Raw genomic sequence first — 17878 nt, 5'->3', positions numbered from 1 at the left:
GAAGCCCAGTTTACGCGTTAAAATTTTCCCCTACCTTACAATCGGTAATCGAATCGCGTATTGCGTCAATCGCTTGCAGGCGCGGAAAGCTCGCCCGCCATGCGAGTGCGACAGTGCGCGTAGGTACGGGGTCGGCAAACGGCCGAATATCGAGTTGGTCAGCAGAGTAATGGCCAATAATTGCGGCAGACTGAGGTAAAATGGTAATCCCCAAGCCGGACGCCACCATATATTTTAGTGTCTCGAGTGAACTTCCTTCCGCGGCGGTACGAATATTACCTCTGGGGTCGTCGATAGAAGGCTTTAAATTGGGGCAGGCCGCTAATACTTGGTCACGAAAGCAATGCCCTTCTCCCAATAGCAATACGTTGTATTGGCTTAGAGAAGCAGGATCAATAGTGGCGTCCTTCGATAACGGGTGGCCCTTGCTCATCAGCACGACAAAAGGTTCTTCGTAGAGCGGTTGAGTCACAACGTCGGCCTCCGTAAATGGTAAGGCTACTACGATTGCGTCCAGGTCGCCGTGGCGAATACGTCGGCGCAATGTTGCTGTGTAGCTTTCTTCTACATACAGCGGCATGTCGGGGGCTAACGTTTGTAGCGAGGGAATTAGTCGAGGAAATAAGTATGGGCCAATGGTAAAAATAGCCCCAATATGAAAGGGGTTTGTAAGTTGGTTCTGGCCGGAGCTGGCGATATCTTTTATCGCAGCGGCCTGTTCCAAAACTTTTTGGGCCTGCTTAATAATAGTCTCACCTAAGGGTGTGGCAGAAACACGCGTTTTGGAGCGCTCAAAAATAGAGACTTTAAGTTCTTCTTCTAATTTCTTTACGGCAATGCTTAAAGTGGGTTGAGAGACATGACAGCGATCGGCGGCGCGGCCGAAATGCTGCTCTTGTGCGAGGGTAACGATGTAACGCAATTCTGTTAAAGTCATGGTTAAATCTATTGGTTAGAGGTTTTTAATAAGCCTACACTACCTCTCGTGTTGGGTAAATCAGCCGTTAGACTAGATTGTACAAAACGGGTAAATCGTAAGAGGTGTGTAGCGCCCATGGGGTTGTTGCGCGAATAGAGAGAGTATTTTTAATGGAGTTAAAGTTCGTTGATTTTGTTGAAGGAGCCCAATCGGCGCGTGGTGTAGCTGTAGTTATTGATGTGTTTAGGGCATTTACTACGGCGTGTTACTGCGTGCAGGCAGGGGCTAAAGAGATTATAGCGGTGGGTGATAGTGAACGCGCACTTGATTATCGGCATCAATTACCCAATATCGTATTGCTGGGAGAGCGATTCGGCAAATGCCTCCCAGGCTTTGATTTTGGAAATTCTCCAAGTGTTATCGAGAAAGAAAACCTTGAAGGAAAAACGATAATACATACGACCCACGCTGGGACTCAGGGATTAGTCAATGCCGTTGAAGCGGCTCAGGTGTTAACCGGAGCTTTTGTAAACGCACGAGCCACGGCAGACTATATTGTAAGTCGGAGACCGGAGCAGGTTACATTGGTACGAATGGGGTTGAATGCGAATACGCCTAGTGATGAGGATTGGCTATATGCCGATTACTTGGCCGCTTTGTTACGTGGTGAATCGGTGAGTGATGACGCGGTTGAAGCAGAACTACGACGCTCCCCTTTCGCGGCACGATTTTTTGATTCGGCGCAGCCATGGAGCCCCGAAGCGGATTTTGATTGTTGCTTGAACTTTAATAAATTTAATTTTGTTTTACAGGCTGATCGTATTAATGACGACGCTTGTAAATTAAGTGTACTGCCTCACATGGAGTAATATTTGTGAAAACAACGAAGTGGACCGACGTATTTAAGCATGACGCAGCTGGCGGCGTTATATTAATAATGGCGGCAGTATTAGCCATTGTGATGGCCAATACTCCCTTAGGCGGAATTTACGACCTACTGTTGGATACGCCCATTGTTGTGGCTATAGGAACACTAGAAATAGCCAAACCCTTATTGCTATGGGTGAACGATGGCTTGATGGCCGTTTTCTTTTTAATGGTGGGGTTAGAGCTAAAACGAGAGTTCATAGAGGGAGAGCTTTCAGATTTTCACAATATTATATTGCCCGCTGTCGCGGCGTTTGGTGGCATGGTTGTACCAGCGGGTATCTACGCTTACATCAATTGGAATGATCCTGTTGCGCTACAAGGTTGGGCAATACCTGCGGCAACCGATATCGCATTCGCCTTGGGCATACTGAGTTTATTAGGCTCGAGAGTACCGCTGGCTATTAAGATATTTTTAACGTCAGTCGCAATTTTTGATGATGTGGGTGCAATTATTATCATTGCGTTGTTTTATACCCAAGACATATCGTTTATGGCGCTAGGTTTTGCCGGTGCATGCTGCGTTATTTTGGGTTTTTTGAACTGGCGTGGCGTCACCAGCTTACGTGTGTACATGATTATTGGGGTGATAATGTGGGTTGCACTGTTGAAGTCCAGTGTACACGCAACCTTGGCGGGGGTGCTGCTCGCGTTTTTTATTCCAATGCGAGCGTCGACGACTAGTCAATCGGCGTCGGCCGCGCGACCCACTATTCATTCGCCCTTAAAATTCCTCGAACATGAATTACATTCGCCCGTCGCATTTTTTGTCTTACCCGTATTTGCTTTTGCGAATGCAGGGGTTAACTTTATGAACATGAGTAGCGATACTATTTTTCACACCGTGCCGGTAGGCATCGCGGCAGGGCTCTTTGTGGGTAAGCAGATTGGTGTTTTTCTGTTCGGTTGTGCAGCAATACAGCTGGGGCTTTGCCGTTTACCGAAAAATATGAATTACATGGGGCTCTACGGTGTTTCGCTGTTGTGCGGTATTGGTTTTACGATGAGCTTATTTGTAGGTTCTTTGGCCTTCCCTGGTGCCGACACCTTATTGTTATTTGATGAACGCTTGGGCGTAATTGCAGGTTCGCTTTTATCGGCGGTTGGCGGCTACTGGGTATTACGTTGGAGCTTAAAAGAGTCGAGCTAAACAGGATAAGTGGCCCGCGCAATAATGGATGGCGGCTACAGGGCCTTTAGATGAGAGTACCGTCAATTCGTTTGGGAATTGACGGTTTTCCAAAGTTAACGCCTTAAATTACCATTATTCCATCGGCTTCTACCAACGCGCCCTTCGGTAGTTCTTTAACACCGATAGCAGCTCGGGCTGGGTAAGGCTCCTTAAAGTACCTACTCATTACCTCGTTCACGGTGGGAAAGTGGCTGAGGTCCGTTAAGAATAGATTGAGCTTCACAATATTTTGCAGTGTGCCGCCTGCTGCTTCACATACGGCGCTTAGGTTGATAAACACTTGCTCTGCTTGTGCTTCGAAATCACCTTCAATCATTTCCATTGTGTCTGGAATCAGCGGAATTTGCCCCGACAAATAAACCGTATTGCTTACTTTTACGGCCTGAGAATAAGTGCCAATCGCTTTGGGGGCATTGTCTGAATGAATAATCGCTTTGTTGGGCATGAGGTTTCCTTAGGTTTTAGGTCGACCGACACTGGTAACGGAACGCATATTACGAATAGAGCGCATCACATTGGCTAAATGTACTCGGCTAGTAACGGCGACGGTTAAAGTGATAACACTATTTTCTGCATCGCGCTCATCTACTTGGATACCTTCAATACTCGTTCCGGTATTGGCAATGCGTGTGGCAAGCGAGGCAATAATTCCGCGCTCGGATTTTACTTCTACTCGAATAATCGTTAAAAATTCACCGGTAACATTCGGAGACCAACTAATGTCGGAGAGGCTTTCTTTTTTACTGCGCAAATCACTCACGTTTTTACAAGGTTCGCGATGAACAACAACGCCTTTCCCTGTACTTAAGTGCGCAACGACAGGGTCTCCAGGTATCGGGCGGCAACATCGGGCAAAGCTTATGAGTAGGCTGTCGGGTGATTCGATGGATATGGGTGTAATACCCGTGCCATCGCGATTTTCGTCGGAATCGGGCAATAAAATACTGGTAATGGTGAGGGCGGTAATTCGGCCTAAGCCAACACTTTCATACATTTCGTCCAGCGATTCGCTTGTGGTTTTTTCGAGTAATCCGGTAATTTGATCGTGATTCAGTTGGTCAAATTGCAGGTTGTTATTGGTGAGTGCTCGCATGAACATGCGTTTGCCAAGTTCAACAGATTCGGTATGACGCTGATTTTTTAAATAATGTCGAATGGCCGCGCGTGCTTTTGCGGTAATCACAAAATTTAACCAATTGGGGTTGGGCTGCGATTTTTCGGACGAAATAATCTTTATTTTTTGACCGCTTTCGAGCTGTTGAGATAGCGGTGCAGGGCGGTCATTAATACGGCATGCTACACAGGTGTTGCCGACTTGTGTGTGTACGGCATAGGCAAAATCGACAGGTGTCGAGCCAGCGGGCAATTCAATGATCTCGCCCTTGGGTGTAAATACATAGACCTCATCGCGAAACAAATCGATTTTAACGTTTTCAACAAATTCAACGGAACTGTTAGTGTGCTGTTGAATTTCGAGTAAACGTTTTATCCAGCGATTAGCGCGGTCATAGCTGCCAGCTGAGGCCGAGTCATCGTCCCCCGACGACTTGTAAAGCCAATGAGCGGCAACGCCTCGGCTGGCAAGTTCGTCCATTTCCTTGGTGCGAATTTGCACTTCAATGGGGACACCTTGTGTACCAATGATAACCGTATGGAGTGATTGGTAGCCGTTTTCTTTGGAGATGGCGATGTAATCTTTAAATTCGCCGGGTTTGGGTTTGTATAAATTATGAATGGCGCCGAGAGCGCGGTAGCAGGTGTCGATGTCTTCCACAATAATACGGAACGCATAAACATCCATTATTTCTTTAAAGGATTTATGTTTACTGCGCATTTTATTGTAAATGCTAAAGAGGTGTTTTTCTCGACCAATGACAAGGCCGTCTATGCTTTCTCGCTGTAAGCGTAACTCTATAGCCGCCTGAATTTTTTCAACGAGTGTTTTACGGTTACCTCTTACTTGTTGCAGTGAGGCATGTAGGCGTGTTGCCCGTAAAGGGTGCATGGCTGCAAAGCCGCGATCTTCAAATTCGATTCGCCAGTCGTTCATGCCTAGTCTATGGGCAATGGGGGCGTAAATTTCCAATGTTTCTTTGGCAATTCGGCGTTTTTTTTCCGCGGGTAGCGCGCCGAGGGTGCGCATATTGTGTAGTCGATCGGACAGTTTAACGACGATTACGCGTAGGTCCCGCGCCATAGCCATGGCCATTTTTTGAAAGTTTTTGGCCTGTTTTTCGGCTTGAGTTTCGTATTCAATTTTGGCGAGTTTACTGACACCATCAACAATGTTGGCGACCTGCTCGCCAAATTGATGGCTGATGGCCGCTTTGCCTATACCAGTATCTTCGATAACGTCGTGTAACATGGCCGCCATTAAGCTTTGGTGGTCCATGTGAATGGAGGCAAGAATATTGGCCACCGCCAAGGGGTGGGTAATATAAGCCTCGCCGCTGCGCCGATATTGTCCCGCATGGGCTTGCTCGGCGTAGTAGTAGGCGCGCTTAACGCGGTTTATCTGCGTGGGTTCGAGATAGGAGGAAAGCCTATGGCTGAGCGAATCTATGGTGAGCAAGGCGTTCCTCCTAGGGCCTCCGATTAGCTATCGGCGGCGGGGTTCATGCCTGAATCTTCAAGCATGGTTTCGGGAAGAATGAGTTCATCGGATGCATCGTCATCTTCTTGAGTGAGAATACTTGCGTCGATTAGACCTTCTTCTATTTCACGCAAAGCGATAACCGTTGGCTTGTCGTTTTCTGGTGCAACCAAAGGCTCTTTGCCCTGCACGGCAAGTTGACGAGCGCGCTTGCTACCCACAATAACGAGTTCAAAACGGTTATCAACGTGATCCAAACAATCTTCTACAGTGATACGTGCCATTAGTCTATTTCCGAAGGTAATTAAAAAATCCCGCTAGAGCCTTTTGGGCGGCTCTGAAAAGGGCAGGAAGTGTACGCAAATTGCGCAGTTACGACAAGAGCTCTTGGAGTAAGTCTTGGTGCTTTTGTTGCTGTTTTTCAAGCTTTTGCCGCTGAGCGACCACTATTGATCGAAACTCGGTAAGGGCGACATCGAAATCGTCGTTTATAACGAGGTAATCGGCCTCTACAAAGTGCGATATCTCGTTTTCGGCTTCGGCCATGCGCGCTGCAATTACCGCTTCGCCATCTTGCCCTCTGCCGGTTAGTCGCTCCAGAAGCGCTGGCCGAGACGGGGGTAGAATAAACACTCCTACTGTGCCGGGAATATGCTTGCGCACCTGCTGGGCACCTTGCCAGTCAATTTCGAGTATCACATCAACGCCTGAGGCCAAACTTTCCTCCACCCATTTCGTAGAGGTACCGTAATAATTGGTAAAGACTTGCGCGTGCTCAAGAAACGAGCTTTGCTCAACCATTGAGGCGAACTGTTCGTGGCTGACAAAATGGTAGTTAACACCGTTTTCTTCCCCTGGGCGTATAGGCCGAGTGGTGTGGGAAACGGATACGCAAATACCGTCGGTAGAATCGGCGAGCGCTTTAACGAGACTGGTTTTACCCGCGCCAGATGGGGCAGAAACAGTGTAGAGGGTGCCTTGGTAACTCATGTAAAAGATGTAACTCCAAACTTAGGGGCAATGAAATAAAATTATAGCCTGCAATAACTAAACGGTTTTACTCAATATTCTGTACTTGTTCGCGCATCTGCTCAATAAGGACTTTTAAGTCCACAGCAATTTGTGAGGTCTCACTGGACATTGATTTAGAGGAAAGCGTATTGGCCTCTCGATTCAATTCCTGCATTAGAAAATCTAGGCGGCGGCCAACAGGGCCTTTTTGCTGAAGTGTGAGCGTGACCTCTTGTATGTGAGCATTGAGCCGGTCTAGCTCTTCTGCAACATCCGATTTCTGACAAACATAGACCACTTCTTGGGCGAAACGCTCTTCGTCTACATCGGTTTGCAGGGCTTCAATTTTCGCGCGCAGTTTTTCTTTGTAGGCACTTTGCATCTCGGGTAAATACTTATGCACAACTTTAACGTGTTCACCAATAGTGTCGAGACGTTGTAATATAAAGCCTTGTAACTCGACACCTTCTCGCTCGCGATTGGCTATGAGTAAGCTTAGCGTCTGCGAAAAAATATCGGTCGTGGCGGCGGCGAGTATTTCAGGATCTAAATCGGCGGCTTGAAGAACGCCCGGCCAGCGTAAAATGTCGAGCGGGTTAATGTGCGCGGGGTGGGCAATGTGCTGGCTCACTTCTGCGGCAAGGCTCGCAATTTGTTCTGCGAGTTTTTTATTTAAACCAAGATTATTGTCGCTTGATTCTTCGGTTTTCAAATAGATGCCAACTTCAATTTTCCCCCGGCTTAGGCTTTTACGTAATTGTTCGCGTAACGGAGTTTCAGAGGCGCGTAAAGCATCGGGCAAGCGGATGGTTGGCTCTAGATAGCGATGATTAACGCTACGAATTTCACAGCTCAGGCTGCCCCATGGGTATTGGATTTGCTGTCGAGCAAAGCCAGTCATACTGCGCGGCATAGATGCTTCCTTGATGATTTTTAAGGTATTTTGGTGAGTATAATCTTGATCACTAATAGTAACACAGCGATATTAAATTCCGGCGGACAATAGCATAATAGCCGCCCTCTAAAAAATTCCCTACAAAAGGTAAGCAGTAATGACAAGACCTAGCGGCAGAGCAGTTGATCAACTTCGCGATATTTCTATTCAGCGCAATTTTACATGCCATGCCGAGGGTTCGGTTTTAGTGTCTTTTGGAAATACTAAAGTGATTTGTACGGCAACAGTAGAAGAAGGCGTGCCTCGTTTTATGAAAGGCGAAGGCCGAGGGTGGATAACGGCGGAATATGGCATGTTACCGCGCTCTACGGGCTCCAGAATGGGGCGTGAAGCGGCTCGAGGCAAGCAGGGCGGTCGCACGGTTGAAATTCAGCGATTAATTGGTCGGTCTTTGCGCGCGGCTGTGGATTTGTCGGCGTTGGGCGAGTACACCATTGTATTGGATTGTGATGTTATTCAGGCTGATGGCGGCACGCGCACGGCAGCAATTACTGGTGCGAGTGTGGCTTTGGTTGATGCGTTACGGTATCTGCAGCGCTCGAAAAAGATAAGCTGCGATCCGTTACTGCATATGGTGGCTTCTGTATCGGTAGGCATTGTGAACGGACAGCCGGTTCTCGATTTGGATTACCCTGAAGATTCGTCTGCGGATACTGATATGAATATAGTGATGACTGAAGCGGGTGGTCTTATTGAAATTCAAGGTACTGCCGAAAAAGCGCCTTTTTCAGAAGAGCAGTTTGGCGCGATGTTTGCCCTCGCAAAAAAAGGCATTGTGGAACTAAATGAGTTGCAGAAAAAGGCGTTGGCCGAGTAGGACACTAATCAATTATTTTGTTACAAATGGGTACAGAATTTTATAAGGCGGCGGCCTAATTGAAGCGTAGAATAGTGCAAGGAATACACAGCGGTTCTGCTGTTGGCATAATTAGCAGGGGATTGGGTGCCGGTTTAATTAACAGAAAGGGCGTATTTTCGGTTGAAATGCGATCTGTGAAGCACTACTGAGTGCTGTTTCCTGCGACAATTAGGTCGCGCGGATTACGCGATTAAAGATGGGACGTTTTATGGGGGAATAGTACCACCAACACTCATTTGCGTTGGGGGTGAGATACTTTAAGGCGTTCTATGTTCTGTTTACATAATTGCCGCTATGAGCAGGGGATGGCTTGTATCGTTTTTATGTAGGCAGGTTAACGAGTGAAACATCGAGAGAAAGTATGAAACTGTCAGTATCTTTGACCGTTCTGTGCTGCATTCTGGGGGCAGGAGCAGTACGCGCAGAACCGATATTATTAAGCGCACCAGAGAAATCGGACGATGGTAGCTATGTGCTACGAATAGAATCTGAGGTGAGTGCGTTTCAATCCGAGAGTGAAGGGCGTCAGTTGGAGGTCTACCGTAACAAAGATGGCGGTGACTTTCAGCGAATTTTGACTGGCCCCCGTTTTACGGCACTTTCTGAGCTTGTGCGTGAAAACGGTACTTATGGTTATCGCGCGCGTTGGGTTAGCATTGATAGTCGTCAGCCCCTAGAAGGCTTTTCGTTCAGCGATACGGTTTATATTAATGTTACGACGCCAGTGCCTAGAATGGTTAAGCCTCAGAGTGATAGGCTAGCGGTAACTAACCTTAGTGCAGTGCCTGTTAACTAGGCGCTAATTAGCGCTGGCAACGAGTGCAGTAAACGGTTGCCCGCTGTGACACACGTTTTTCGATAAGTGATTTTCCGCACACTATGCAGGGCTCTCCTGCTCTTCCATACACTTTTAATTGTTGAGAAAAATAACCCGGCTTGCCGTCGCTATTGGTAAAGTCGCGCAGCGTGGTGCCGCCTTGTTTTATCGCCGTTGTAAGAACGTACTTGATTTCTTTTGTGAGTTTTTCACAGGCGAGCTTGGATATTTTTCCCGCCGGCTTTAAAGGATGAATTCCTGCGTTAAATAGCGCTTCGTTCGCATAAATATTGCCTACGCCTACAACTACCTTGCTATCCATGATCAATGTTTTGATTACAAGGGAGCGTTTGCGTGATCGTTTAAATAGATAATCGCTGTTGAAGTCTAACGTGAGTGGCTCTGGGCCAAGATGCGAGAGAAGCGGGTGTGTGTCAGCGGGCTCCTCAGTGTAATGTAATGAGCCAAATCGACGGGGATCGTTATACCGCAGTGTGGTGCCGTTTCGTGTAACCAGGTCGATGTGGTCGTGTTTACCGGGCGGTACAGTGTTCGTGTCTATACGCATGCTGCCGGACATGCCTAGGTGCCAAATAAGCGTGCCTTGGTTCGATAGCTGGAAAAGTAGGTACTTTCCTCTGCGCGCTATGTTTTCTATGCGGGTGCCTTTCGTGAGCGCGCTGATGTCTAGCGGCACAGGCCATCGCAGGTTTGGGTTACGGATAACAAGCGTTTTGATGTGCTGGCCGGCTAAGTGAGCGAGTATTCCTGCGCGGGTGGTTTCAACTTCCGGTAGTTCTGGCATCGTTTGGTCTATTAGGGGGGCTGTGTTGTGGTGGAGTGAGTATAGGGTGGCGATGAGGTGAAGAGAGAGTGTGCTGGTGTGAATTTTATCGAAAATGGACGAGCATATACAAAAAAACCCAGCAAGAGCCGGGTTTTTTACAGAGAGAGGGCAGCTTACTTAATTTTGCCTTCTTTATACATAACATGCTTGCGAACAACGGGATCGTACTTTTTGATCTCCATTTTGCCCGGCATGGTGCGCTTGTTCTTGTCGGTAGTGTAAAAGTGACCAGTACCGGCGCTTGAGTTCAAACGGATTTTTTCACGCATGATAATTCTCCAGAAATTCCGCGATTAAACTTTTTCGCCGCGGGCACGGATATCAGCCAATACAGACTCAATACCGTTTTTATCGATGATACGCATACCCTTGCTGGAAACACGCAATTTTACAAAACGCTTCTCTGACTCAAGCCAAAAACGGTGAGAGTGCAGGTTTGGCAAAAAACGACGCTTAGTGTGGTTTTTTGCGTGAGATACGTTGTGGCCTGTTATCGGACGTTTTCCGGTAACCTGACAAACCTTAGCCATTGTCTTACCTCTTAAATTTAGTAGGTGTAGGACCACGGCATGTGACGCCGGTAGTCAAAAAATAAATTGGATTATATTCGACCTGATCGGCTAAAAATCACGCTGGAAGCGGTGGCTGGCCGAAAAGAGGCGCGTTTTATACCAAACTGAACCCGCAATAGCAACTGGGAATTGAATTTGTATGCTTGAATTTGCGAGCCAATACTTAAATCGCCCCGCGACTGGCAAGGCTTGTGGGGCGATTTGGCTAAAGGCTACTGATTTTGTTCTAACATGACCTTACGGAAAAATTCTCCTTGTTCGGTGGGCGTGTAGTCCCAATCCGAGATCATTTGAGGTGGCCAGTCAGGGTCAAAACACCATACGGTCCAGCTAATATTCTTCTGTGTAAGGTAATCGACGATTACGGGGCCGTAACTTCCATCATCGATAACGGGAATATGCGCGCCGGGCAATCCTGCGCGCATCCAGCCAAGTTCAGTGGCGATCATAGGGTATTTGTTAGCGACATAGCCCCACGTTTTTTCCCAGTCTTTAGGCTTTTCGGCGGCAGGCTTTTTGGATTTTGTGGGGTAGGGGTGAGCGGCATAGGCAATGCCTTTGGCGCGTATTGGTTTTTTACGTACTTCACTTAAATCGTAGGCCCAGTTAAAGCCGGCCACTAAGGGGATAACGTCGGTGTCATGGGAATAGATGATCTTAATCAGGCTTTCGTTAATTTCTCTCCATTCGTCCCATGAGGCTTCTCCAAGCTGGCCGCTGTATAGCGTGGGCTCATTGAAGAGTTCATATACGGCAATAGTCGGAACGCCCTTGTATCTAAATGACACCTGACGCCAAAACTCCCGTGTTTCCTTCAGCGTTGTATTGTACATAGGGTGTTGGTACATCTCAGTCTTTAAATTACCGATAGAATGCCAGTCGATAATAAGGTACATGCCGAGCTCGTTTGCCCAGTGAACCGCTTGATCGAGAAGGGTGAAATAATCGTTATTGCCTCGTTTTTGCCAAGCAACAGGATGAACGGGTACGCGTATAACGTTTGCGCCATAGGCTTTTACCGCTTCAAAGTGAGCTTTGCTCCATTTGCCCTTTTGCTCTAGCTTGTCGGGGTCGGAAATGTTTACGCCACGAAAAACAACCGTCTCGCCAGCTTCGTTAACAAATGCATTGCCTTCAACGCGAATCAAGCTCATTGGGTTGTTAAGCGTGCTTGAGTCAAATCGTGATGGGTAGGGTTGGTTCCACCATTCGCCGGCCGCCGCAGGCGTGCTGGGGCTTGCAGTAGTGAGTTGGGCGACGAATAGAAGTAAAAGGGTAGAGACAGTAACTCGAAGAGTTGCCGATAGCTGGGTATATAGAGTTTTCATAGCTGATCTCGCTAATGCGTTGTAATTATAGTGTTGTATAGGTGTCCTGACGGATAGCCGCAAGTGGCAAATATTTTATTATAACGATACATAAGTTAGTTTGGCGTCAGTTATTTACAGCCAGCCATTATCGGCAAAAGAGACAACGTCTGCGTCGCCTACAACGAGGTGGTCTAATGTTCTGATATCTAATAGGCTCAGGGCATCTTTTAGCCGGCGAGTAATGTTATGGTCCGCATTGCTCGGCTCGGCGATACCTGAGGGGTGATTGTGAGCGAAGATTACCGCAGCTGCGTTGTGGCTAAGCGCCCGTTTGACAACTTCACGGGGGTAGACGGCGGCTCCGTCGATGGTGCCCTGAAAGAGTTCCTCAAAGGCGATGAGCCGGTGCTGGCTATCAAGGAAGAGTGCGGCAAATACTTCTGAGGTTTTCTCTCGTAGCTGCAACTGCAAGTAGTCTTTAACGGCGCGGCTGCTGCTAAATTGAATGTCTCGCTGTAGTTGCTCGCTAATATGTCGACGCGACATTTCGAGCACGGCTTGTAATTGAGCAAATTTTGCCGTCCCTAAGCCTAATGCTCGACAAAACTCCTTTTGGCTGGCGTCCAACAATGGCCTGAGGCCCCCAAAGTGTGAAAGCAGTTCACGTGCGAGATCAACGGCCGTTTTGCCTGTGACGCCGGTACGCAAAAAAATGGCCAGTAGCTCGGCGTCAGAAAGTGCGTTAGCACCTTTGGATAATAGTTTTTCTCTTGGCCGCTCTGCAGCGGGCCAGTCGGTAATTGCCATGGCGAGTTCCTTTGCCAGATGAGTTCATTCATGTCCGTGAAAATGGTATCTTAGCCGCCTAATTGAGGCTTGCCAAGTAAGGCGCCTTCTTGCTTCCCACGTCTTCGAGTCATCACATGACATCTGAATCCTTCACTACCGATATCTATTCTCTGGCGAACAAAAATATTTTGCTTGGGGTGTCGGGCGGTATTGCGGCGTATAAGTGTGCAGAGTTAGTGCGACGATTAACGTCGATAGGGGCTGATGTACGAGTGGTAATGACCCGTGCAGCACAAGAGTTTGTAACACCCTTAACCTTGCAGGCGCTATCGGGTAACCCTGTTCATACAGCGTTATTGGATGCGGATGCAGAAGCTGGTATGGGCCACATTGAGCTGGCTCGTTGGGCTGATGTCGTGTTGATAGCCCCCGCTACGGCTAATGTTATCGCAAAGCTGGCCCACGGAGAGGGTTCTGATCTGTTGAGTACCCTTTATTTGGCTACGCATGCTCCGAAGTTGGTGGCACCGGCTATGAATCAGGTGATGTGGTCTAGCTCGGCGACTCAGCGCAATATCAATTTATTAAAGGCCGGCGGGGTCGTGTTCGCAGGCCCCGATGAGGGAGAGCAAGCCTGTGGGGATATTGGCCCAGGTCGTATGCTTGATGTCGAGCGATTGGTGCATCAGGTTGCCGCGCTATTTTCGGTCGGTAGTCTTGCGGGAAAGAAGGTATTAATTACAGCAGGCCCAACGGTGGAGCCTATCGATCCCGTTCGTTTTATCAGTAATCGTAGTTCCGGTAAAATGGGTTATGCACTTGCCGATGCGGCGATGGAAGCCGGCGCGAGCGTAATTTTAGTGAGTGGCCCTACACACCTTCAGGTACCGTCTCATGTTCGTGTCGTATCGGTCGAGACGGCGCAACAAATGCACGAAGCAGTGATGGCTGAAGTGCCTACTGTGGATATAGTAATTGCTGCTGCGGCCGTCGCGGACTATCGACCTCTCGCTATGGCGCCCCAAAAAATGAAAAAAGGGCCGAGCAATGAATTGCGGTTAGATTTGGTGAAAAACCCAGATATTGTGGCAGCAGCAGCAGCAAGTCCCGGTTCGCGTTTTGTGATGGGGTTTGCAGCTGAAACCGAGCGACTTGACGATCACGCTATTGATAAGCTTAAGCGAAAGGGCTTGAATGCTATTGTAGCTAACGATGTTTCGCAGGCAGGCATAGGCTTTGATAGCGATCACAATAGTGTGAAGGTCATTTCCAGTACAGGCCATGTCGAGCACTATACTAAACGGAGCAAGGCGCAATTGGGCCGAGATTTGATAGATTGGGTTGCGGGACAACTGCATAGCCTTTAATCACAAGAATACCTATTTAACGAAGCGACGATGATACAAGGAACTATTGGTGGCTGATAACTTCGAGAAATTTTCAGACCCGGATACAAAGCAGGCAAGCACGGATGGCATGGGCAAATCTGGGCGTAATAGTAATCTTTCGCTTGTTGCGGTTTGTCGTATAGTCGCGATTGTTTTAGCGGGAGTGCTGAGTGGGTATCTTGCGCATGAAGTTCACCGCATTGAAGTAAATGAAAAAGAACAAAACCAACTACAGGAATTATCGCAACAGCGTGCCGAGCTAACGGCGCAGAATGTTGAATTTTATGTGCAAAATATTGAGCGATCGGTGGCGCAATTTACTGGTAAGCCGCAATTGTCAGCAGCGATAGAAAATAACAATATTACGGCGTTGTTAGAGTTCGAAAAGGTATTAAAAAGCCAGTTGGCACATATTGAAGCTGTCCGCTTTTTTCGTATTGGCGAAGCGCAGCATGATGCCAAAACGTTTCCTCCCATTCGTTTTGCCGAATTAGAATTAATCCGTTTTGCGGAAAACCGTCAGCCTACCCAACCAGAAGCACTCATACTGCAAGATAAACGACTCCTCACCTTTGTTAGCCCTATTCCAAGCGAGCCGGGCATTCCCGTGGTTGGATCAATGATGGTGAGCCTATCGGTTGAAGGTGTTACCAAGGCGCTAGAGCTAAACAATATTGGTATGGGTAATATTGTACTCGCTCAGCATTTCGGTAAGGGCAGTGGAAGCGCCCAAACGGTAGCGCAATACAGTGTAAATGCTGTTGGCGAAGCTAAATTAGCGCCAGTGGCGAATAGCCCGTGGATTGTTAAATTCTCACCAAGTTATCGTTTGTCGGAGCAAGCCGAAGTTAACATACCGTTTATTCTTACGGGGCTTGTGTTATTTTCGTTGGCGCTTATCGTATTTTCCTTATGGCTAGGTAGTCGGATAGGGGAGCGTTTACAGTCTGTTCTAGATAGGGGCAATACTAAAAATACGTGGCAAACAATAACGGCTGTTGCAACGGGAGCAGAACCTACTGTTGAGGCCAAAGACGGGCGGGCTCGCAAAGCCGATATTCTGGATGTTGCAGTTGCCGATGAAGATGAAACATTACTGGGCTTGCAAGAACGAGAACGTGAAGCCTCAAAACGTCGAATAGAGACGCCAGATGATTCTGAGGGCAGTAACGAAGATGGAATACCTGATATTCCTGAGTTTGTATTTCGAGCCTACGATATTCGTGGCCCTTACGGTAAGGGCGGCATAGACGAAAACTTTGCCATGCTGCTAGGGCAAGCCTTAGGCAGTGAAGCGCTAGATACCGGAGACGATACATTAATCGTTGCGCGCGATGCTCGCACTCATAGCCCGACATTAACGGAATACCTTATTCGAGGTATTCTTAATAGTGGTTGTCATGTTCTGAACCTTGGTACGGTGCCAACCCCGTTACTGTATTTTGCAACGGAAACGCTCGATGCGGGTTCTAGTGGTGTCATGGTCACGGCTAGTCACAATGCGGCGAGTCAAAATGGTTTTAAAATTGTTATGGGTGGTAAGTGCCGGTCAGAGCAAGATATTAAAGCAGTTCGTTCGCGCATACTGGCAAATAACGTTTATCAAGGGAAGGGCGAAGAGTCGCGATTTGATATTGTACCGGGCTACATTGATGCAATTTTTTCCGATGTGGCGTTGGCGGGGGATGTCTCTATTGTCGTTGACGCGGCTAATGCGGTGCCCGGTATAGTTGCGCCGAAATTATTTGAAGAGCTAGGTTGCCAAGTGACGCCATTATATTGCGATTTGGATGGAAGTTTTCCCAATCACGAGCCTGATCCTACCATTGAAAAAAATCTAATCGCCCTAGTAGAAAAAGTCAAAGAAGTTAAGGCTGATTTGGGCGTTGCCTTGGATGGTGATGGCGACCGAATAGTCGTTGTAACCTCAAGCGGAAAAATTATTTGGCCGGATAGGCTGTTGATGCTTTTTGCGAAAGATATTGTTTCCCGCAACCCAGGAGCAGATGTTGTTTTTGATGTAAAAAGTACGCGTCACCTCAATAACTGCATAACGGAAGTGGGTGGACGACCTATTATGTGGAAAACAGGGCACTCGCCAATGAAAGCCAAAATGCGAGAGACGGGCGCATTGGTTGGCGGTGAGTATTCAGGGCATATTTTTATTAAAGACCGATGGTATGGGTTTGATGACGGGTTATACGCGGCTGCTCGCTTAATTGAAATAATGAGTTTGCAGGGAGAATCTTTAGATCAAATGTTTAAAGAGTTTCCTGAGTCTCCTCATACACCCGAGATACGTGTAGATGTGCCAGAAGAGAAAAAATTCGACATTGTTCGTCAGTTAATTGAATCGGGTGAATTTGGTAGTGGCAAAGTAACAACGCTGGATGGTATTCGTGTGGATTACTCGAATGGCTGGGGCTTGGTGCGTGCATCGAATACCTCCGCTCACTTAACCTTACGTTTCGAAGCAGATGATGACAACGCGCTGCATCAATTAAAATCGTTGTTTGTAAAACAGCTTAGAGCTGTGGATTCCACTTTAAACGTTGACTGGAAAAAATATACCTAATGTTAGGCTCCAATAATTTAACTGATACCCCTTCGCAATATAATCCTACCCAAGTCGCAGAAGTATTAACCGAAGCGCTTCCTTATATACAACAATTTACGGGTAAAACTATTGTTGTTAAATATGGTGGAAACGCCATGACGGACGAGTCCTTGCAACAAAGTTTTGCACGCGATGTTGTGTTAATGAAACTTGTAGGGATGAACCCCATAATTGTACATGGCGGAGGCCCTCAAATCGGCGAACTATTAAAAAAACTTAATATTCAATCTGAATTTGTTGATGGTATGCGTGTTACCGATAGCGAAACCATGGATGTTGTCGAAATGGTTTTAGGTGCAACTGTTAATAAACAGATTGTAAGTTTAATTAATGGTGCGGGTGGTCAAGCAATTGGATTGACAGGAAAAGATGGCCATTTAATTCAGGCAAAAAAAATGGTGATTAGCCGACGCCTGACGGAAGAGCAAAAAGCGAATATGGACGCGCCGGAGATTATCGATATAGGTCATGTTGGTGAGGTTGAGTCGATTAATCGAGCTGTAATTGACTTGCTTGTACAGAGCGACTTTATTCCCGTAATCGCTCCGATTGGTGTTGGTCGTGATGGTGTTTCTTACAATATAAATGCCGATCTAGTAGCGGGTAAAGTGGCTGAGGTGCTGATGGCTGAAAAACTAATGCTATTGACCAATGTTGCCGGTTTACAAGATAAGCAGGGTCAGGTTTTGACCGGTTTGAGTACCGAAAAGGTTGATGAACTAATCGAAGATGGCACCATTCACGGTGGTATGTTGCCGAAAATTCGCTGTGCGCTTGATGCTGTAAAATCGGGAGTGGCTAGCGCGCATATTGTTGATGGGCGTGTTCCACATGCCGTATTGTTGGAAATTTTTACAGATGCGGGTGTTGGAACCTTGATTAGCGACCAAGGTCGCTGAGTATTTCCGTTTTTAGGTCATTCTACAGTTGAAGCGGCATTGACTAGCAGCTAGGATAAGTCTTTCACGCGAGTCGATTCATTTGGCCGAAGAGTGGTTAATACCACTTCTTATCGAGGGGCCAGGATTGCCTATGAAATTGCCACAAAGACGTAACGCTTTTTTTGACCGCTTTGAACGGCG

18 protein-coding genes are annotated in these 17878 nt (G+C 47.4%); 7 read left to right on the top strand and 11 right to left on the bottom strand.

The annotated features are described in order from the left end of the window. Positions 1-10: 10 nt before the first annotated feature. Positions 11-937, bottom strand: a complete 927-nt coding sequence (locus H5647_RS02695; RefSeq protein ID WP_045856109.1) for a hydrogen peroxide-inducible genes activator — start codon at positions 935-937, stop codon at positions 11-13. Positions 938-1089: 152 nt separating this feature from the next. Here H5647_RS02695 and H5647_RS02690 point away from each other — a divergent pair, with 152 nt between their 5' ends. Beyond that, positions 1090-1788, top strand: a complete 699-nt coding sequence (locus tag H5647_RS02690) for a 2-phosphosulfolactate phosphatase (RefSeq protein ID WP_045856107.1) — start codon at positions 1090-1092, stop codon at positions 1786-1788. A 5-nt stretch (positions 1789-1793) separates the two neighbouring features. After that, complete coding sequence (gene nhaA, locus H5647_RS02685; RefSeq protein WP_045856105.1) at positions 1794-2996, top strand: Na+/H+ antiporter NhaA; 1203 nt, start codon at positions 1794-1796, stop codon at positions 2994-2996. A gap of 103 nt (positions 2997-3099) precedes the next feature. Here nhaA and H5647_RS02680 read toward each other — a convergent pair whose 3' ends face one another. From H5647_RS02680 to H5647_RS02660, 5 genes are all read right to left on the bottom strand, one after another. After that, entirely contained in the window at positions 3100-3483 is a 384-nt protein-coding gene (locus tag H5647_RS02680; RefSeq protein ID WP_045856103.1) for a RidA family protein, read from the bottom strand. Positions 3484-3492: 9 nt separating this feature from the next. After that, positions 3493-5610 carry a RelA/SpoT family protein gene (locus tag H5647_RS02675; RefSeq protein WP_045856101.1) on the bottom strand — a complete coding sequence of 706 codons (2118 nt, stop codon included), beginning with the start codon at positions 5608-5610 and terminating at the stop codon, positions 3493-3495. Between the two features lie 23 nt (positions 5611-5633). After that, positions 5634-5915, bottom strand: coding sequence for a DNA-directed RNA polymerase subunit omega (rpoZ, locus tag H5647_RS02670; RefSeq protein WP_045856099.1), 282 nt, complete (start codon positions 5913-5915; stop codon positions 5634-5636). 88 nt (positions 5916-6003) lie between these two features. Continuing rightward, positions 6004-6621 carry a guanylate kinase gene (gene gmk / locus H5647_RS02665; protein WP_045856098.1) on the bottom strand — a complete coding sequence of 206 codons (618 nt, stop codon included), beginning with the start codon at positions 6619-6621 and terminating at the stop codon, positions 6004-6006. Positions 6622-6688: 67 nt separating this feature from the next. Next, positions 6689-7555 carry a YicC/YloC family endoribonuclease gene (locus H5647_RS02660; protein WP_045856096.1) on the bottom strand — a complete coding sequence of 289 codons (867 nt, stop codon included), beginning with the start codon at positions 7553-7555 and terminating at the stop codon, positions 6689-6691. A gap of 139 nt (positions 7556-7694) precedes the next feature. Between H5647_RS02660 and rph the strand changes: the two genes are divergently transcribed. Further along, positions 7695-8414, top strand: a complete 720-nt coding sequence (gene rph / locus H5647_RS02655) for a ribonuclease PH (RefSeq protein WP_045856094.1) — start codon at positions 7695-7697, stop codon at positions 8412-8414. A gap of 403 nt (positions 8415-8817) precedes the next feature. Further along, entirely contained in the window at positions 8818-9252 is a 435-nt protein-coding gene (locus H5647_RS02650) for a hypothetical protein (RefSeq protein ID WP_045856093.1), read from the top strand. A gap of 7 nt (positions 9253-9259) precedes the next feature. Here the strand turns inward: H5647_RS02650 and mutM are convergent, their stop codons facing one another. The 5 genes from mutM to radC all read right to left on the bottom strand — a co-directional run bounded on the left by mutM (position 9260) and on the right by radC (position 12809). Next, positions 9260-10078: a bifunctional DNA-formamidopyrimidine glycosylase/DNA-(apurinic or apyrimidinic site) lyase gene (mutM, locus tag H5647_RS02645; protein WP_045856091.1), complete on the bottom strand. Its 819-nt coding sequence runs from the start codon at positions 10076-10078 to the stop codon at positions 9260-9262. A 155-nt stretch (positions 10079-10233) separates the two neighbouring features. Further along, positions 10234-10389 (bottom strand): 50S ribosomal protein L33, encoded by a 156-nt coding sequence (gene rpmG, locus H5647_RS02640; RefSeq protein ID WP_045856089.1) that lies wholly within the window; start codon positions 10387-10389, stop codon positions 10234-10236. Between the two features lie 24 nt (positions 10390-10413). Beyond that, complete coding sequence (gene rpmB, locus H5647_RS02635; RefSeq protein ID WP_045856088.1) at positions 10414-10650, bottom strand: 50S ribosomal protein L28; 237 nt, start codon at positions 10648-10650, stop codon at positions 10414-10416. Positions 10651-10904: 254 nt separating this feature from the next. Next, entirely contained in the window at positions 10905-12020 is a 1116-nt protein-coding gene (locus H5647_RS02630; protein WP_045856086.1) for a glycoside hydrolase family 5 protein, read from the bottom strand. 114 nt (positions 12021-12134) lie between these two features. Then, positions 12135-12809, bottom strand: coding sequence for a RadC family protein (gene radC / locus H5647_RS02625; protein WP_045856084.1), 675 nt, complete (start codon positions 12807-12809; stop codon positions 12135-12137). A gap of 116 nt (positions 12810-12925) precedes the next feature. Between radC and coaBC the strand changes: the two genes are divergently transcribed. From coaBC to argB, 3 genes are read left to right on the top strand one after another with little or no spacing between them, the layout of a single operon-like run. Then, a complete protein-coding gene (gene coaBC, locus H5647_RS02620; protein WP_045856082.1) occupies positions 12926-14158 on the top strand; it encodes a bifunctional phosphopantothenoylcysteine decarboxylase/phosphopantothenate--cysteine ligase CoaBC in 1233 nt (410 codons plus the stop codon). Between the two features lie 49 nt (positions 14159-14207). Then, a complete protein-coding gene (locus H5647_RS02615; protein WP_045856079.1) occupies positions 14208-16754 on the top strand; it encodes a phosphomannomutase/phosphoglucomutase in 2547 nt (848 codons plus the stop codon). Further along, the gene (argB, locus tag H5647_RS02610) at positions 16754-17695 is read left to right on the top strand and encodes an acetylglutamate kinase (RefSeq protein ID WP_045856077.1); all 942 of its coding nucleotides are present in this window, start codon (positions 16754-16756) and stop codon (positions 17693-17695) included. Before H5647_RS02615 ends, argB begins: the two co-directional genes overlap by 1 nt. Positions 17696-17878 lie beyond the last annotated feature (183 nt).

The organism is Teredinibacter purpureus (assembly GCF_014217335.1).
In the GTDB taxonomy this organism is placed as follows: Bacteria; Pseudomonadota; Gammaproteobacteria; order Pseudomonadales; family Cellvibrionaceae; genus Teredinibacter; species Teredinibacter purpureus.
This window is presented reverse-complemented; position numbering and strand designations above follow the sequence as displayed.

What these genes read in the sequence shown, in the direction of transcription:
- H5647_RS02695 (WP_045856109.1), bottom strand. Translation starts at nt 937, where the DNA reads ATGACTTTAACAGAATTGCGTTACATCGTTACCCTCGCACAAGAGCAG.
- H5647_RS02690 (WP_045856107.1), top strand. Translation starts at nt 1,090, where the DNA reads ATGGAGTTAAAGTTCGTTGATTTTGTTGAAGGAGCCCAATCGGCGCGT.
- H5647_RS02680 (WP_045856103.1), bottom strand. Translation starts at nt 3,483, where the DNA reads ATGCCCAACAAAGCGATTATTCATTCAGACAATGCCCCCAAAGCGATT.
- rpoZ (WP_045856099.1), bottom strand. Translation starts at nt 5,915, where the DNA reads ATGGCACGTATCACTGTAGAAGATTGTTTGGATCACGTTGATAACCGT.
- gmk (WP_045856098.1), bottom strand. Translation starts at nt 6,621, where the DNA reads ATGAGTTACCAAGGCACCCTCTACACTGTTTCTGCCCCATCTGGCGCG.
- H5647_RS02660 (WP_045856096.1), bottom strand. Translation starts at nt 7,555, where the DNA reads ATGCCGCGCAGTATGACTGGCTTTGCTCGACAGCAAATCCAATACCCA.
- rph (WP_045856094.1), top strand. Translation starts at nt 7,695, where the DNA reads ATGACAAGACCTAGCGGCAGAGCAGTTGATCAACTTCGCGATATTTCT.
- H5647_RS02650 (WP_045856093.1), top strand. Translation starts at nt 8,818, where the DNA reads ATGAAACTGTCAGTATCTTTGACCGTTCTGTGCTGCATTCTGGGGGCA.
- mutM (WP_045856091.1), bottom strand. Translation starts at nt 10,078, where the DNA reads ATGCCAGAACTACCGGAAGTTGAAACCACCCGCGCAGGAATACTCGCT.
- rpmG (WP_045856089.1), bottom strand. Translation starts at nt 10,389, where the DNA reads ATGCGTGAAAAAATCCGTTTGAACTCAAGCGCCGGTACTGGTCACTTT.
- rpmB (WP_045856088.1), bottom strand. Translation starts at nt 10,650, where the DNA reads ATGGCTAAGGTTTGTCAGGTTACCGGAAAACGTCCGATAACAGGCCAC.
- H5647_RS02630 (WP_045856086.1), bottom strand. Translation starts at nt 12,020, where the DNA reads ATGAAAACTCTATATACCCAGCTATCGGCAACTCTTCGAGTTACTGTC.
- radC (WP_045856084.1), bottom strand. Translation starts at nt 12,809, where the DNA reads ATGGCAATTACCGACTGGCCCGCTGCAGAGCGGCCAAGAGAAAAACTA.
- coaBC (WP_045856082.1), top strand. Translation starts at nt 12,926, where the DNA reads ATGACATCTGAATCCTTCACTACCGATATCTATTCTCTGGCGAACAAA.
- argB (WP_045856077.1), top strand. Translation starts at nt 16,754, where the DNA reads ATGTTAGGCTCCAATAATTTAACTGATACCCCTTCGCAATATAATCCT.